We start from the raw sequence: 16,201 nt of genomic DNA, 5'->3' as shown, positions 1-16,201 counted from the left end.
TAATTACACATGTAAAGCTATGTTATCTGTTGCAGCCAAAGCTGCTTCTTTTACTGCTTCTGCAAATGTTGGATGTGCATGAGACATGCGAGAAATATCTTCGGCAGATGCTCTGTATTCCATAGCAACAACAGCTTCAGCAATTAAATCTGCACAACGTGCTCCAATCATATGAACACCTAAAACTTCATCAGTAGTTTTATCTGCTAATATTTTTACAAATCCGTCAAGATCTCCACTTGCTCGTGCTCTTCCTAAAGCTCTAAATGGAAATTGACCAACCTTGTATTCAACTCCAGCTTCTTTTAATTCTTCTTCTGTTTTTCCAACAGCAGCCACTTCTGGCCATGTATAAACAACACCTGGAATAAGATTATAATCAATATGTGGTTTTTGACCTGCTAAAGTTTCAGCAACAAAAACACCTTCTTCTTCAGCTTTATGAGCTAGCATTGCACCTTTAATAACATCACCAATTGCATAAATATTAGACACATTGGTTTGCAGATGTTCATTAACTTCAACCTGTCCTCTATCTGTAAGCTTCACTCCTGCTGCTTCGGCATTTAAACCATCTGTATAAGGACGACGTCCTACAGATACCAAGCAGTAATCGCCTTTAAACTCAACAATTTCTCCTTTTTTGTTTTCAGCTTTAACTGTAATTTCATCTCCTTTACGTTCAACAGACTGAACTTTATGAGACAACATCATTTTACATTTAGCCTTTTTGAAAACCTTATTTAATTCTTTAGATAAACCAGCATCCATAGTTGGAAGGATTCTATCCATATATTCTATAACCGTTACTTCTGCTCCTAATCGTCTGTATACTTGTCCGAGTTCTAAACCAATAACTCCTCCACCAATGATAATCATGTGCTTCGGGATTTCTTTAAGTTTTAAAGCTTCAGTAGACGTAATAACTCTTTCTTTATCTAAAGTGATAAACGGTAAGTTTGACGGTTTTGAACCCGTAGCAATAATGATATTTTTTGCTTCAATTTCTTGAGCATCTTTTCCTTCAATTTTAATATGAGTTGCATCTTTAAAACTTCCTAAACCTTCGAAAACATCAATATTATTTTTCTTCATTAAGAAATCAACTCCTCCAGTTGTTTGATCAACAACAGCCTGTTTTCGTGCAATCATTTTTTCTAGATTCACCTTGATATCTCCAGGGATTTCAATACCATGATCTTCAAAATGTTTTGTTGCTTCCTCGAAATGATGAGAAGAAGATAACATTGCTTTACTAGGAATACAACCTACATTTAAGCATGTTCCTCCAAGAGTAGAATACTTTTCGATTATTGCTGTTTTCATGCCTAATTGTGCACAACGTATTGCTGCTACATATCCACCAGGACCCGAACCTATTATTGCTACATCGTATGATTTCATAAAAAATATTTATCAGTTTGTACTAAAATGAATACAAAAATACGAATGTTTTACGTGAAGACAATAAAAAAACACAAGCTAATATAATGGTATTATAGTCTCTTTTAAACCTAAAGAAATTAGATAATCCTTAGTTTCTTTTGACGCCTCTCCACCTACTTCTGCATGATGCAATAATGTATAACCATGTGGTCCTTTTGCATTAATGAGTTTAGGAAAATGTTTTAATATGGACTTAAGAATATCAATTTGTCCAAATAATGTCATTGTAAAAATATTAGCTTGAGCGCCTTTATCCAAAAAGTAATTCACCAATTCTTTATGACCTACATGACTTGCAGCTCCTAAGCCTGTTTCAAAATCGCCTCCTCTCCAATCATGAGCTGCATTAAGAAGGGTTGGATGTTCTTCCAATAATTCTTTTACTATATCAAACTTTCCGTGTGATGCGACAACAAATTTTTGAACCAATGCCTTATCTAACTGAGGCTCTTCTGGTTCTGCTCTAAATGATAACAGTGTTGAAGCTGGAACTGCCAAAGCGCCAAATCCAACAGCCTTAATAAATTGATTACGTTTCATTGTTTTAAGTTTTCCAAAAAGTTAGGTAAAAACACGAAATGTTATTTATTATTTAACATGCATTTATGTTAATCTTTAAGATGGAAAACCAAGCATACTTCCCATTCCAACAGTAAACAACCAACATCCATAAATAGCATGTTCAATGGAAACTAAAAGCGTTGATTTTGTTTTCTTGAAGGTTAAGGCGAATAAAATTCCTCCAACAAATGTTAAGATCATTACTAAGCCATTTCTGAAGAAAATATGAGCCAATGAAAATAATGCTGCATTGACAACTATAAATAAAACCTCACTTTTAAACAAACTTCGATAACGTTGAAAGAAGAATGTTCTGTAAATTAATTCTTGAGGATAAACTGAAAACACACTGTAAACGAACAATATTGCAAGCCACATTAGTGGTTTATTGAGGATAACGACAAAAAGACTGGGCTTATCTACAATCCACATATACACAATTGTGAGAATTGCAATTCCTATTAACTGTGCTACAACACGTTTGAAGAAAAATTTCCAACTCAAATTTGGAGCAATTTTAAACCTGTTTTTTTCAACTCGCAATAGTATAAATAGGATATATAAAAACCCGAAAACTCCAATACACATCTTAATCCATATAGGATACTGAATTGCAAAGCTGACAGGAATTAAAATAAAAATAAAGAAGAATTCTGTGAGTTTATAAGTCGTTGCTTGCATTTTCTAAAGATATAATAATAGCTTAAACTTTTAAGGCAGTTGTATGTTTAACTTCATTAATCATAAATGCACTGTGTGTGCTCCCAATATGACTTATAGTTGTTAATTTCTTTACCATAAATTCTCTAAATTCATCCATATCTGCAACAATTACTTTAAGTAAGTAATCATAATCTCCACTAATATGATAACATTCTAATACTTCGTCTAATTTGGCTACTTCACGTTCAAATTTCATCACATATTCCTTAGAATGCTGCACTAGTTTAATACTGCAAAACGTTACAAAAGCTTTATCAGCACTTTTTTTATCTATTAACGCAACATACTTAGAAATAATCCCTTCACGTTCTAATTTCTTTATGCGCTCATATACAGCAGTAACCGAAAGATTCAATTTATTGGACAGCTCTTTATTGGTTTGTTTACTATCTTCTTGAAGAAAAAATAATAATTGTTTATCTATAGTATCTAGTTGTATCATTTTGAAAAATTTTCAGTTTTATAAATCAAATCTCTTTTGATTCAGAAATATAAACTACAAATATACTTATATATAGTTTTATTTTCCGAATATATCAATAATCATTGATACATAATCCAAATAAGCTCATTTTTGGTGCATGAAGGACTTTATAATTATTGGAGCTGGACAAGCTGGATTATCAATGGCTTACCATCTTACTCAATTAAAAAAAGAGTATATAATTGTTGATGCAAACAGTGAAACGGGTGCACCATGGTTAAAACGTTGGGATTCTTTAAAACTATTTACTCCAACAGAATTTAATCATTTACCAGGAATGAATTTCCCAAATAAAAAAGGATACTATCCAGATAAATATGAAGTTGCGGCATATTTAAAATCATACGTTGAAAAATTTCAGATACCAATTACCTTCAATCAAAAAATCACAGCTCTAAAAAAGGAAGGTGATTATTTTGTTCTAAAAAGCGAATCAGAAATTTTTAAAGCAAAAAACGTAGTGGTTGCAACTGGTCCATTTCATAAACCTTTTACGCCTCCGTTTTCTACTGAAATTTCAAAAGACATAATTCAAATACATAGCGAACATTATAAGAATCCTGAACAACTTCAAAATGGAGATACATTAGTTGTTGGTGCTGGTGATTCTGGAGTTCAAATTCTTGATGAAATTTCTAACACTAATCGGAAGGTGTATTTTTCAGGAGACACCAATATTACCTCAATTCCACAAGAAATTTTAGGAAAAACTTTATGGTGGTGGTTTAAAAAAATCGGGTTTTTATCAGTTAGTAAGTTCTCTTACATCGGAAAAAAACTAAGTAAAGGCGGTCAACCCATTATAGGAACTGATGTGAAATCGCTTTTAAAGAAAGAAAATGTTATTTGTGTTGGAAGAACTTTAGACGCAAATGATACTGAATTGTATTTTGAAAAAGGGAATAGCAAAAATATAAAAAACATTGTTTGGGCAACAGGCTTCAAACCAAATTTTGAATGGATAGAAGGTGTTACTTTAAACGATTACAAGTACCCAAAAAATTACAGAGGCATTAGCGATGTAAAGGGACTTTATTTTCTAGGGCTCCCATGGTTATACACAAGAGGCTCTGCCACTTTAGGCGGTGTAAAAAAGGATACTAAATTTCTAACGGATTACATTGAGGAATTAGAAGAAAAACCTGCTTATACTAATATAGTATTGAAAAAACATTTTGCATAATTTAATCCTATAACATATGAAAAAAAGTTATCAAGGAATTGAAGAAAAAAGAAAGGAAGGTGATATTTGGTTTAATGATCTTAAGCGTAAAAGGTCACAAGGTCCTACACTAGGCACAAACAGATACGAAAGTTATAACGAATCTACTAAAGCTATTCACGCTGGCCAATATGATGATCCTGTAACAGGTGCCCTTGGAACACCAATTTTTCAATGTTCAACGTTTTATCTTAATGAATCTTCATATGAAGCGATTGAAGAAGGACGTGGAAGAGATGAAATGATTTATACACGTTACGGAAATCCTTCGCAATGGAGTGTTCAAGAAAAATTATCAGCCCTAGAAAATGCCGAAAGTTCAATTGTGTTTTCTTCGGGAATGGCAGCAATTTCGACAGCAATTCTAGGCTTACTAGACAAAGGAAGTCATGTAGTTTCATCACGAGATATTTATGGTGGAACCTATAATTTTTTATATGAAGATTTAGATAAATATGGAATGTCTGTGACCTTTACCTCTCCTACAGATATTGAAGACATTGAAGCAGCAATCCAAGACAATACTAAAATATTATACTTTGAAGCATTAACAAATCCTTTATTAAAGATCACACCAATTGAAGCTATTGTAGCGTTAGGAAAAAAGTATAACGTAAGAGTAATTATTGACAACACATTCTTAACTCCTTACAATGTAAAGCCTTTAGATTTAGGTGTTGATTTAGTTGTAAACTCTGCTACAAAATATTTGAATGGTCATTCAGATTTAATTGGAGGTACAGTTTCAGGTTCTAGAAAATTAGTAGATCGTTTATGGCCACAAATGCTAAAGAATGGAGGTTCGATGGATCCACATGCATGTTTTTTATTAGAGCGTAGCCTTAAAACTTTCGCTTTACGCATGCGAACACATAACACCAATGCCCTAGCCTTAGCTACATATTTAGAAAATCATCCAAATATTAATAAGGTGTACTATCCTGGATTAGCTTCACATGATCAGCACGAGTTAGCCAAAAGTCAATTAAAAGGCAAAAATTCTGGTATGGTTAGTTTTGAAATTGAAGGTGGAGATAATAATGCTCATACCCTATTGAAGCTCTTAAAATTACCTAAAGAAGCTACAAGTCTTGGAGGTGTAGAAAGCCTCATTTCATTACCTTATAATACATCTCAAGCATCACTAACGAAAGAACAACAAAAAGCAATTGGTATTAACGACGGACTCATACGTCTTTCTGTAGGTGTTGAGGACATTGAAGATTTAATATCAGATTTTGATCAAGCCATACATTCTATATTTAAAAAACAACCTAACTATGCTTAATAATATAAATATTGCAGGTCTAAGCGAATATGCTAACGAAGTAAAAGAGCAAAATATTCAAGGAAAGGCTTCTTATGGCATAAATCTTAATTGGGAAAGTGGAACAAAAACAACAGTATCAACAAAAAACATGATTCTTGGTGAACACAAACTTATTCGTGATTTCAATTTTACTATAGATGAGCCCACTCAATTACTTGGTGTTAACTCGGCACCAAATCCAGCTGAATATATGCTTGGTGGCATGGCAGGATGTATGGCTGTTACGTTTATGGCTGGAGCAACTGCAATGAATATAGAAATAAATCAATTGCAACTTGAGATTGATGGTGAATTAGATTTACAAGGCTTCCTTGGTTTAAATCCTGAAATTAATCCTGGTTTCCCAGAATTAAAATTTATTTTCCATGTTCAAGGAAACGGAACACAAGAACAATATGAGAGGTTAATCGAACGAGTAATTATGCACTCTCCAAATTATAATACCATAAAAAATAAAGTGAAGTTAATTGGAGAATTAAAATCCTAGTATTAAGTATTTTTTAGATTCCCTTCATTCTAATCCAAAGTGCATTCATTGTAAATTTAAAATCATCCATTTCTGGAGCAAATGGTTTCATATCTAAACGATTGTTAGTTTTGTAAAGTTTTAAATTGAAAACAGCTTTATACCCTTTTTTAGTTTTTACGAGAGGATATCTTAAATCTTTATAAAGAAAGTCTCCATCTTCTAACTTTGTGACATTATAATAATCATTACTAAACCAAGCTAAATCTTTAATATCTTCAAAATTTTCTGATGTTAAATCTCTTGTTTTTGGTAAAACTTGCCATTCTGAAAATTGATTTGAAATATCAAGCAATGAATAAAACGCCACATGATAATTCTCTTCAGTTTCTGCAATTCCATACCATAAGATATTATTCAAAATTGAAGGTTGTGCACTAAAACGATTATAAGAAATTCCTTTATCAGCCAAAGACGATTTAAATACACTATCAACATATAATTTATTGATAAGCGTAAATATCATATATACCGAACTGATGCCTACTCCAAGTTTCAACCATAGTTTACGCGTATTATTTTGTCGCTTAAAAAACATCAAAATAATCATACACAATAAAAATGGCACAGTATATACAGGATCTACAACTGCAATATTATTAAAAGCGACACGATAATCACTTATTGGTGCGAACAATTGCGTTCCATAAGGTGTAAAGCAATCTAAAATTGGATGTGTAAATAGTGACCAAAAAAATAAAGAAATCCAATCTTTTTGAGTCGTTGTATCAATTCTTTTACCAGAATTATAAAGTTTATGAACTAACCAACCGAATAAAAGAGAAGCCAGAAAAGCAAAAAAGATAGAATGCATAAAACCTCTATGGAAGAGCATTGCATCAATTTCATTGTTATACAGAAGACCACCAATTAAGACATCCAAATCAGGTATAGTTCCTCCCAGAGCTCCAAAAAGCAAAGCCCTATTTCCGATTTTTTTTCCTAAAACAGCTTCACCACAAGCAGCGCCAAGAACAATTTGAGTTAATGAATCCATATGAAATGCGAATTTACATTAAGCATTTCAAATGTCATAAAGTATTTTAAAAACATAGTGTGTAAACTATGAATGATGAACTAGATTATTTGCTTTCTAAGGCGTCTAAGCGTTTTAATATTGCAGCGTTTGCTTTTAAAAGTGCTGCATTTTGTTTTTGAAGTTCTTCTATTAATTCTTGTTGCTCTTGTACAGCTTTTACAGTCATTGGTATAAAATCATTATACCTAACTCCATACATACCAGCAGCATCTTTTAAAATAATCCCATTATTAGAAGCACCAGCATTTTTTAAAGCCTGTTCTAATTCTTGTGCAATAAAACCATACTCGGTTTTTTTATTGTCCGCATTTTTACGAAAATATGATACAGGACGTAGTGTTTTAATGAAATCTAAACCCAACTCTGATGTTTCAATGTTAGATTTAAAACGTCTATCTGAAGTAATAGTCCAACCTACTTGAACTCTTGCTGTAGAAATTGCTGCATTTCCTAATTGTATTTGATTGCTGGCTGTTGCTGTCGCTTGAAATCCAACACATACAGTATTCGCGAGGTTAGAAGCATTAGCCTGATACCCAATAATTACACTATTACTACCAGCTGCATTAGTCCTAGCAGCCTGATATCCTATTGCAACATTATTATTTCCTGAGGCATTAAATAAGGCTTCTGTTCCAATTGCAGTATTAAAACCTGTATTCCCTTGCGTCATTGCACCAGAGCCAATGGCTACATTAGCCTGTCCAGATGTTACCTGTAGCATCGCGTTATTACCTACAGCCACATTATTAATAGATTGAATTGATTGTCCAGCACCAAACCCAATGGCTACGTTTTGAGAAACGGTAGTACCACTTCCAGAACCTCCACCCATGGCATTAGTTCCAATACCAATATTTTGACCGGAAGCATTACTTAAATGATTGTCCAAAGCATTTGTTCCAATAGCTATATTATTTGCTGCTCTATTATTTGTACCTGCTTGAAAACCGAGAGCTAAAAATCTATCGCCTTGATTATTAGCACCTGCTTGAAAACCGATTAAAGTACCATTAGATGCTGTATTAGAATTTCCAGCTTCAAACCCTAAAGCAGTAACATTATCATAAGTACCTAATCCTGATAAAGTACTCCAACCAATTGCAGTATTAGCAGATCCATTTGTCTTTGATAGTAATGTGTTTACACCAAAGGCCGTATTTTGGATACCGACTCCTGTATTTGCAGCTCCAACTCCATAAGATGTATTTGAATCGCCTATTTTTCCAGCAGCCGCACTATTTCTTCTAAACGCAACATCAATATTATTAGTTGTCCCTAAAAAATTTGTACCATCCACAATGTCCGCATTCCCAGTGGTTAACCAACCTGTTGATCCTGCTGCCAATCTCACCCAAGGTCCTGTAACAGAACTTAAGTAATAAAACCCTGGAGTAACATCTCCAGCTGTATTTGTATTGTATACAAGTTCTGATGCAATAGGTGTTGCTACTGTAATTGTTGTTGTGGCTGTTAAAACAACTCTGGGAATTAATAAACCTTCAGTTGTTGATGTTATTTCAAGAGCTCCATTAGGAGAAGTTGTACCAATTCCTACTTGCGCGTGTAATGAAAACGTTAAGAATAAAACGAATAGAAAATATAAAACTGATTTCATTTGAACAGGATTTTTGAGTATGAAATAAATTTAATTAAGTTTATCTCGTTCACTTAAAACTATCGTTCATAAAAACCATACAATATGATAAATCAATCCACAATCATGAACATCATAGGTTCTCATTGACTTTTAGAAAAAAATTATTTTTATTATTAATACAAATTGTACAAAATGGGTGGTTATGTATAGGTGTTTTCAACTATTCGTCTATAAAAACTAGTAAAATTTAAATGCAGATTCCTGAAAAACATTCAATATTAGTTTTTAGTCCTAAATAATTAAAGAACAATGTTATAGTAAAACCAATTGTAATTCAATATCCATTTAAGTTGTAAAATGTCATTTGCAATTCGCACCACAAAATCGTAACATTACAAAACTAAACACCTATTAAATGCAAGACGACGACAATATTTCCAAATTCAAAGCTGATAAACAAACTATAGTAAAAAACAAAGAGCTGAATATTTTTGAAGCTCTGGTTCCAGTCGTTATTTTAATGGGATTACTAGCGTACAATATCTTTTTTGTTGAAGATCAATTATGGCTAGGAGATTACACGAATCAACTCATTTTATTAATGGGTGCTTTTGTGGCAATGATTGGAGGTTTTTTAAACAAAGTTCCACCAATGCTTATGGTAAAAGAAGTTTGGGAGAATATAAAAACAGCTTTTATTCCTGTAATGATTTTATTATTAGTTGGAGCTTTAGCTGGAACTTGGTTGGTGAGTGGTGTTATTCCTGCCATGGTGTTTTATGGATTGAAAGTTTTAAGTCCGGAAATATTTTTACCAGCATCTGTAATTATTGCAGCACTTATATCTATAGCAACAGGAAGTTCTTGGACAACCTCTGCGACAGTAGGTATAGCTCTTGTAGGGATTGGAACCGCATTAGGTATTAATCCAGGCATGATTGCAGGAGCAGTCATTTCTGGTGCTTATTTTGGTGATAAAATGTCTCCATTAAGTGATACAACAAACTTAGCGCCTGCTATGGCAGGAACAGACTTATTTACTCATATTCGATACATGAGTATTACTACAATTCCAACAATTATTATTACTCTTATTTTTTTCAGCGTAATTAGTTTCTCGATAGAAACTACTGGTAGTACTGATGTCACGAATTTTTTGAACACAATTGATTCAACATTTAATATAACTCCTTGGTTGTTTTTAGTGCCGCTTGGAGTAGTATCATTAATATTAGTAAAAGCTAAACCATTAATTGCCCTAGGAATCGGTGTTATTTTAGCCGCTATTTTTGCTTTAATTTTTCAGTCTGATGTACTCTTTGGATTAGCTGATTCTGAATTTAAGGCTGTAATTAATTCAATATTTTTTGAAACTACTCTTGATACAGATGATAAAAAACTAAATGAACTTTTTTCAGCTAAAGGAATGCAAGGCATGCTTTGGACTGTGTATCTCGTTATTTGTGCAATAGTATTTGGTGGAATTATGGATGCCATTGGAGCCTTGTCTCGAATCACTCAAGCTCTATTATCAATCACATCAACAATTTTTGGATTATTTGCAAGTACTGTTGTAAGCTGTTTAGGGTTAAACATTATAGCTTCAGATCAATATTTAGCGTTGGTTATTCCAGGTAAAATGTTTAAACAGGCTTATGAAGATAAAGGCTTAGCACCTGAAAATTTAAGTAGAACACTAGAAGATGCCGGAACAGTGACTTCGGTTTTAATTCCGTGGAATACCTGTGGAGCCTACCAATCAAGTGTCTTAGGCGTTGGAGTTGGAGAATATTTTGCTTATGCGATATTTAATTGGCTAAGTCCATTTACAACCTTATTATTTGCCGCTTTTAGAATAAAAATTAAAATGATAAAAGGTAAATTAAACTAATCTATAGCTTTATAAGTTTTTAAAATACTTAGTCATTGTAAATCTTATAGCATTGTATATCTTTGCAGTCGAATTATAATTTTAACTCAAAAAATAGATAATAATGGCTGTATTAGTAGGAAAAAAAGCACCTCAATTTAATGCACAAGCGGTTGTAAATGGTCGCGAATTTGTAGATGGTTTTTCATTAGATCAATTCATTGGAGAAAAACACGTTGTGTTGTTTTTTTACCCAAAAGATTTCACATTTGTATGTCCAACTGAATTGCATGCTTTTCAGGAAAAATTAGAAGAATTTAAAGCTAGAAACACTGAAGTTATTGCAGTGTCAACAGATACAGAACAATCACACTTTGGTTGGTTACAAGTAGAAAAAAATCATGGTGGCATAAAGGGAGTTACTTATCCTTTAGTTGCAGATACTAATAAGACTATTTCTAAAAACTACGACGTTTTAGCTGGTGAGTATTTTTATGACGAAAATGACATGTTACAAACGACTGGAGAATTAGTTGCTTATAGAGGTTTATTCTTAATTGACAAAGAAGGTATTGTGCGTCACCAAATTGTCAATGATTTACCATTAGGTAGAAATGTAGATGAAGCTTTGCGTATGGTTGATGCTTTACAATTTGTTGAAGAAAACGGAGAAGTTTGTCCTGCAAATTGGAATAAAGGAAAAGTTGGAATGCAAGCAACACATGAAGGTGTCGCAGACTTTTTAGAAAATCACGTGAACTAGTTTTAGTTTATATAAATAAAAAAAAGCCACTCGATATGAATGGCTTTTTTTTATATAATTAAATATTAGTTTAAATCAAAGCGATCAAGGTTCATCACTTTTGTCCAAGCTGCCCCAAAATCGTTTACAAAACGTTCTTGTCCATCATTAGCTCCATAGACTTCACAAACTGCTCTTAATTCAGTATTAGAACCAAATATTAAGTCTGCACGAGTTCCAGAAAATTTCATTGCTCCTGTTCTTCGATTACGACCAATAAATTCTTTTTCATCAGATGTAGCTGCTTTCCAAGTTATTGAGAAATCAAGAATGTTAGTAAAGAAATCATTCGTTAAACTTCCTACATTATCTGTAAACACTCCATTTTTAGATCCATCATAATTCGCTCCTAACACGCGTAAACCACCAACTAAAGCAGTCATTTGTGGTATAGATAGGGTTAATAAATTAGCTCGATCTACTAATAAATCTTCAGCAGCAACGCTTAGCTTAGAGTTCATGTAGTTTCTAAAACCATCAGCAATTGGCTCCAAATATCCAAATGATTCTAAATCTGTTTGTTCTTGCGACGCATCACCTCTACCTTGTGTGAAGGGTACGGAAATATTATGACCTGCATTTTTTGCAGCTTCTTCAACTCCAGCAGTACCTGCTAGAACAATTAAATCTGCCATAGAGATAGTACCATTAAATTTATTTTGAATATCTTCTAGAACATTCAATACTTTATTTAGTTCTGTTGGATTGTTTACTTCCCAACTTCTTTGAGGTTCTAATCGTAAACGTCCACCATTTGCACCACCACGCATATCTGACCCCCTAAAAGTAGAAGCAGAAGCCCAAGCCGTTGTAACCAATTGAGGAATTGATAAACCAGAAGCTAAAACCATTTTCTTTAAAGAAGCAATATCAGCTTCGTTAAGCGTATAATTAATAGTTGGAATTGGATCTTGCCACAATAACTCCTCTTTAGGTACTTCAGGACCTAAATAACGTCCAATTGGCCCCATATCACGATGTGTTAATTTGTACCATGCACGTGCAAAAGCATCTTCGAACGCTTTATGATCGTTATGAAAACGCTGTGATATTTTTAAGAATCCTGGATCCATTTTTAGAGCCATATCTGCGGTTGTCATCATTAATGCTTGTTTACCATTTGCATCTCCCGCTTTTGGTGCCATTTTAGCATTTGAATCTGCTGTAGGTGTCCATTGATGAGCTCCAGCTGGACTTTTAGTTAATTCCCAGTTATAGTTTAATAATACATCAAAAAAGTCATCATCCCAGCGTATTGGGTTTGGTGTCCATGCACCTTCAATTCCACTGGTAATAGCATCATCTAAGACTCCTGTTCCGAAAGAGTTTTTCCAACCTGTACTCATTTCTTCAATAGAAGCTCCATGAGGTTCAGCTCCAACATATTTATCTGGATCTGCCGCTCCATGCGCTTTACCAAACGTATGACCACCAGCCACTAAGGCAACCGTTTCTTCATCATTCATTGCCATACGTCCAAAAGTGATTCTAATATCGTGTGCCGATTTTAATGGATCTGGTTCACCATTTGGTCCTTCTGGATTTACATAGATCAATCCCATGTGTACTGCTCCTAAATGCCCTTCTAAATCACCATCACTTGTATCATAACGTTCGTCATTATTTAACCATCCTGTCTCACTTCCCCAATAAACGTCTTGTTCTGGTTCCCAAACATCTTCACGACCTCCAGCAAACCCAAATGTTGGAAAGCCCATTGATTCTAGTGCACAGTTTCCTGCTAAAACCATTAAATCTGCCCAAGAGATTTTATTTCCATATTTCTTTTTAACTGGCCATAATAATAGACGAGCCTTATCTAAGTTTCCGTTATCAGGCCAACTATTTAAAGGTGCAAAACGATGCGTACCTGTACCTGCTCCTCCTCGACCATCTCCAACTCGGTATGTTCCTGCACTATGCCAAGCCATACGAATCATAAATCCACCATAATGTCCATAATCTGCTGGCCACCAATCTTGAGAATCGGTCATTAAATTAATAAGATCTTTCTTTAAGTCATTATAATTAATACTACTAAACGCTTTGGCATAATCAAAACCTTCTCCCAAGGGGTCATTTTTTGTTGCATTTTGACGTAAAATATTCAATTTCAATTCATTCGGCCACCAATCACGATTACTCGTTCCTCCTCCAGCACTCTTTTTTTGAGTCCCACTCAAAAATGGGCATTGACTTGAATCATTTTTAATATTAGAGTTATCCATAGTATTAGTTTTAATTTGTTTCTTCTCAAAGTTAAAAATTTACAAACCAAAAACATGGCATTAACTTATTTTTATATGCTATCATTAAATTGATAAAAGTTATTTTTAATAAAAGTGAAATGGAGAATGTAATACAGGTAAACTAAAAAAGCCATGCTTTAAAAACATGGCTTTTCAACAACCTAACTAAATCAATCAAAATATTATCAAGCGATAAATATCTTTAATGTTTAACAAATATACAAAAAGATTAAACAAAATAACAACTAATTATAAAATATTTAACATTTTAATATGTAGAGCAATAATTAAATAAAATGGCATATTTTTTGTAACTTAACTATTGAACTAAAAGCACATAATTATGACTGATACAAATTATACAAAATTATTCTCTGGGAACTTTATCGTTGTCCAAATGTTGAGAGACCGACTTGAAATCGCTGGTATTACTCCTATTGTAAAAGATGAATCTGAATCTGGTCGTTTAGCTGGCTTTGGAGCATCTATACAAGGATTTCAGGAGTTGTATGTTAGCAACGAAGAAGAAAAAAAAGCTAACGCGATATTAAACGAAGTAAATGAAGAACTTAAAATATAAAAAAAGTCCTGAATTTCTTCAGGACTTTTTTTTTTAAACTGTAACCGCGTACATTTTATCACGTAGTTCTTTTATCTTTTTATCTCTCATATAATCATCAAATGTCATATAACGATCTATAATCCCACTTGGTGTTAATTCAATAACTCTGTTTGCAACAGTTTGAGAAAATTCGTGATCATGCGAAGTAAACATAACAGTACCCTTAAAGTTTTTAAGTGAATTATTAAATGCTGTAATAGTTTCTAAGTCTAAATGGTTTGTTGGTTCATCTAGCATTAAAACATTTGCTCTAACCATCATCATACGACTTAACATACAACGTACCTTCTCTCCTCCTGAAAGAACATTAGATGTTTTAAGTGCTTCTTCTCCGCTAAAGATCATTTTCCCTAAGAAACCACGAATAAATACTTCTTCACGCTCTTCTTCAGTAGTTGCCCATTGACGTAACCAATCTACAAGTGTTAAGTTATTATCAAAGTATTCACTATTATCTAAAGGTAAATACGATTGAGATGTTGTAATTCCCCAAGAATATTTACCAGCATCTGCCATTTCCTTACCATTAATAATTTGATAAAATGCACTTGTTGCTCTAGAGTCTTTAGAAAACACAACAACCTTATCTCCTTTATTAAGATTTATGTCAATGTCTCTAAATAGAGTATCACCTTCAATAGAAGCTGCTAAACCTTCAATATTTAAAATTTGATCTCCAGCTTCACGATCACGTTCAAAAATAATTGCAGGATAACGTCGACTAGAACGCCTAATTTCTGAAATATTTAATTTCTCAATCATTTTCTTTCTACTTGTTGCTTGCTTAGATTTGGCAACATTTGCAGAGAAACGTCTTATAAATTCTTCTAATTCCTTTTTCTTCTCTTCAGCTTTTTTATTTTGCTGAGCATGTTGTCTAGCTGCTAATTGCGATGACTCATACCAGAATGTATAGTTACCTGAGAAATGATTTATTTTTCCGAAGTCAATATCAGAAATATGTGTACATACTGAATCTAGAAAGTGTCTATCGTGTGAAACGACTATAACACAACTGTCATAATTAGCCAAAAAATTCTCTAACCAAGAAATAGTTTCATAATCCAAATCATTGGTAGGCTCATCCATTATTAACAAATCAGGATTACCAAAAAGTGCTTGCGCTAAAAGCACACGTACTTTTTGTTTACCATCTAGGTCTTTCATTAAAGTATAATGAAAACCTTCTTTAATTCCTAGGTTTGACAGCATCGAAGCAGCATCACTGTCTGCATTCCATCCATTCATTTCTTCAAATTCTACTTGAAGTTCTCCTATTTTTTCGGCATTCTCATCAGTATAATCTGCATATAATGCATCAATTTCAGATTTGAGTTTAAACAATGGCTTATTACCCATAATGATTGTTTCTAAAACTGTATGCTCATCATATAGGTTGTGATTTTGTTCTAAAACAGACATACGCTTACCTGGCTCTAAATGAACATGTCCAGAAGTAGGATCCTGTTTTCCTGCGATAATCTTTAAAAAAGTCGATTTACCTGCACCATTGGCTCCTATAATTCCGTAGCAATTCCCATTATTAAAAGTAGTATTTACTTCATCAAATAGAACACGCTTACCAAATTGAACTGAAAGATTAGAAACTGATAACATATATTGTGTATTAAATTTTTGCAAAAGTAGAAAAATCAATCCATTGTAAGAAACAACTAGCACTAATTTATTTTTGAAACAAATTGTTTGAAAACATTGGATACACAAGA

The 16,201-nt window shown here is 33.2% G+C and carries 14 protein-coding genes; 6 read left to right on the top strand and 8 right to left on the bottom strand.

The annotated features are described in order from the left end of the window. Positions 1-3: 3 nt before the first annotated feature. From lpdA to RH81_RS15440, 4 genes are all read right to left on the bottom strand, one after another. On the bottom strand, positions 4-1,404 hold the full coding sequence (gene lpdA, locus RH81_RS15455; protein ID WP_033961989.1) for a dihydrolipoyl dehydrogenase: 1,401 nt from the start codon (positions 1,402-1,404) through the stop codon (positions 4-6). 78 nt (positions 1,405-1,482) lie between these two features. Beyond that, positions 1,483-1,986 carry an ankyrin repeat domain-containing protein gene (locus RH81_RS15450; protein WP_052172594.1) on the bottom strand — a complete coding sequence of 168 codons (504 nt, stop codon included), beginning with the start codon at positions 1,984-1,986 and terminating at the stop codon, positions 1,483-1,485. Positions 1,987-2,061: 75 nt separating this feature from the next. Next, complete coding sequence (locus RH81_RS15445; RefSeq protein WP_033961987.1) at positions 2,062-2,688, bottom strand: CPBP family intramembrane glutamic endopeptidase; 627 nt, start codon at positions 2,686-2,688, stop codon at positions 2,062-2,064. A 22-nt stretch (positions 2,689-2,710) separates the two neighbouring features. Beyond that, positions 2,711-3,172, bottom strand: coding sequence for an Lrp/AsnC family transcriptional regulator (locus RH81_RS15440; protein WP_033961984.1), 462 nt, complete (start codon positions 3,170-3,172; stop codon positions 2,711-2,713). Positions 3,173-3,311: 139 nt separating this feature from the next. On the opposite strand from RH81_RS15440, the gene RH81_RS15435 reads away from it, so the two are divergent. The 3 genes from RH81_RS15435 to RH81_RS15425 are packed head-to-tail and all read left to right on the top strand — an operon-like array spanning position 3,312 to position 6,253. Further along, positions 3,312-4,397 (top strand): flavin-containing monooxygenase, encoded by a 1,086-nt coding sequence (locus RH81_RS15435; protein WP_052172593.1) that lies wholly within the window; start codon positions 3,312-3,314, stop codon positions 4,395-4,397. A gap of 16 nt (positions 4,398-4,413) precedes the next feature. Then, complete coding sequence (locus tag RH81_RS15430) at positions 4,414-5,724, top strand: trans-sulfuration enzyme family protein (protein ID WP_052172592.1); 1,311 nt, start codon at positions 4,414-4,416, stop codon at positions 5,722-5,724. Beyond that, a complete protein-coding gene (locus RH81_RS15425) occupies positions 5,717-6,253 on the top strand; it encodes an OsmC family protein (protein ID WP_033961981.1) in 537 nt (178 codons plus the stop codon). The genes RH81_RS15430 and RH81_RS15425 overlap by 8 nt, the downstream gene beginning before the upstream one ends. 13 nt (positions 6,254-6,266) lie before the next feature. Here RH81_RS15425 and RH81_RS15420 read toward each other — a convergent pair whose 3' ends face one another. After that, on the bottom strand, positions 6,267-7,289 hold the full coding sequence (locus RH81_RS15420; protein ID WP_033961978.1) for a metal-dependent hydrolase: 1,023 nt from the start codon (positions 7,287-7,289) through the stop codon (positions 6,267-6,269). A gap of 85 nt (positions 7,290-7,374) precedes the next feature. After that, positions 7,375-8,949, bottom strand: a complete 1,575-nt coding sequence (locus tag RH81_RS15415) for a tail fiber domain-containing protein (RefSeq protein ID WP_033961976.1) — start codon at positions 8,947-8,949, stop codon at positions 7,375-7,377. Positions 8,950-9,346: 397 nt separating this feature from the next. Between RH81_RS15415 and nhaC the strand changes: the two genes are divergently transcribed. Both nhaC and RH81_RS15405 read left to right on the top strand, forming a co-directional pair. Next, positions 9,347-10,822: a Na+/H+ antiporter NhaC gene (gene nhaC, locus RH81_RS15410; RefSeq protein ID WP_033961973.1), complete on the top strand. Its 1,476-nt coding sequence runs from the start codon at positions 9,347-9,349 to the stop codon at positions 10,820-10,822. 103 nt (positions 10,823-10,925) lie between these two features. Then, positions 10,926-11,564: a peroxiredoxin gene (locus RH81_RS15405; protein ID WP_033961970.1), complete on the top strand. Its 639-nt coding sequence runs from the start codon at positions 10,926-10,928 to the stop codon at positions 11,562-11,564. A 65-nt stretch (positions 11,565-11,629) separates the two neighbouring features. On the opposite strand, the gene katG is transcribed toward RH81_RS15405, so the two are convergent. Then, a complete protein-coding gene (katG, locus tag RH81_RS15400; protein ID WP_033961968.1) occupies positions 11,630-13,831 on the bottom strand; it encodes a catalase/peroxidase HPI in 2,202 nt (733 codons plus the stop codon). A 364-nt stretch (positions 13,832-14,195) separates the two neighbouring features. Between katG and RH81_RS15395 the strand changes: the two genes are divergently transcribed. Continuing rightward, entirely contained in the window at positions 14,196-14,432 is a 237-nt protein-coding gene (locus RH81_RS15395) for a putative signal transducing protein (RefSeq protein ID WP_033961965.1), read from the top strand. A 33-nt stretch (positions 14,433-14,465) separates the two neighbouring features. Here RH81_RS15395 and RH81_RS15390 read toward each other — a convergent pair whose 3' ends face one another. Continuing rightward, the gene (locus RH81_RS15390) at positions 14,466-16,091 is read right to left on the bottom strand and encodes an ABC-F family ATP-binding cassette domain-containing protein (protein ID WP_033961964.1); all 1,626 of its coding nucleotides are present in this window, start codon (positions 16,089-16,091) and stop codon (positions 14,466-14,468) included. Between the last annotated feature and the right edge of the window lie 110 nt (positions 16,092-16,201).

Source organism: Psychroserpens jangbogonensis (genome assembly GCF_000797465.1).
GTDB classification, from domain to species: domain Bacteria; phylum Bacteroidota; class Bacteroidia; order Flavobacteriales; family Flavobacteriaceae; genus Psychroserpens; species Psychroserpens jangbogonensis.
Note: the sequence above shows the minus strand (reverse complement) of the source record. Positions and strands in the feature narration are given on the sequence as shown.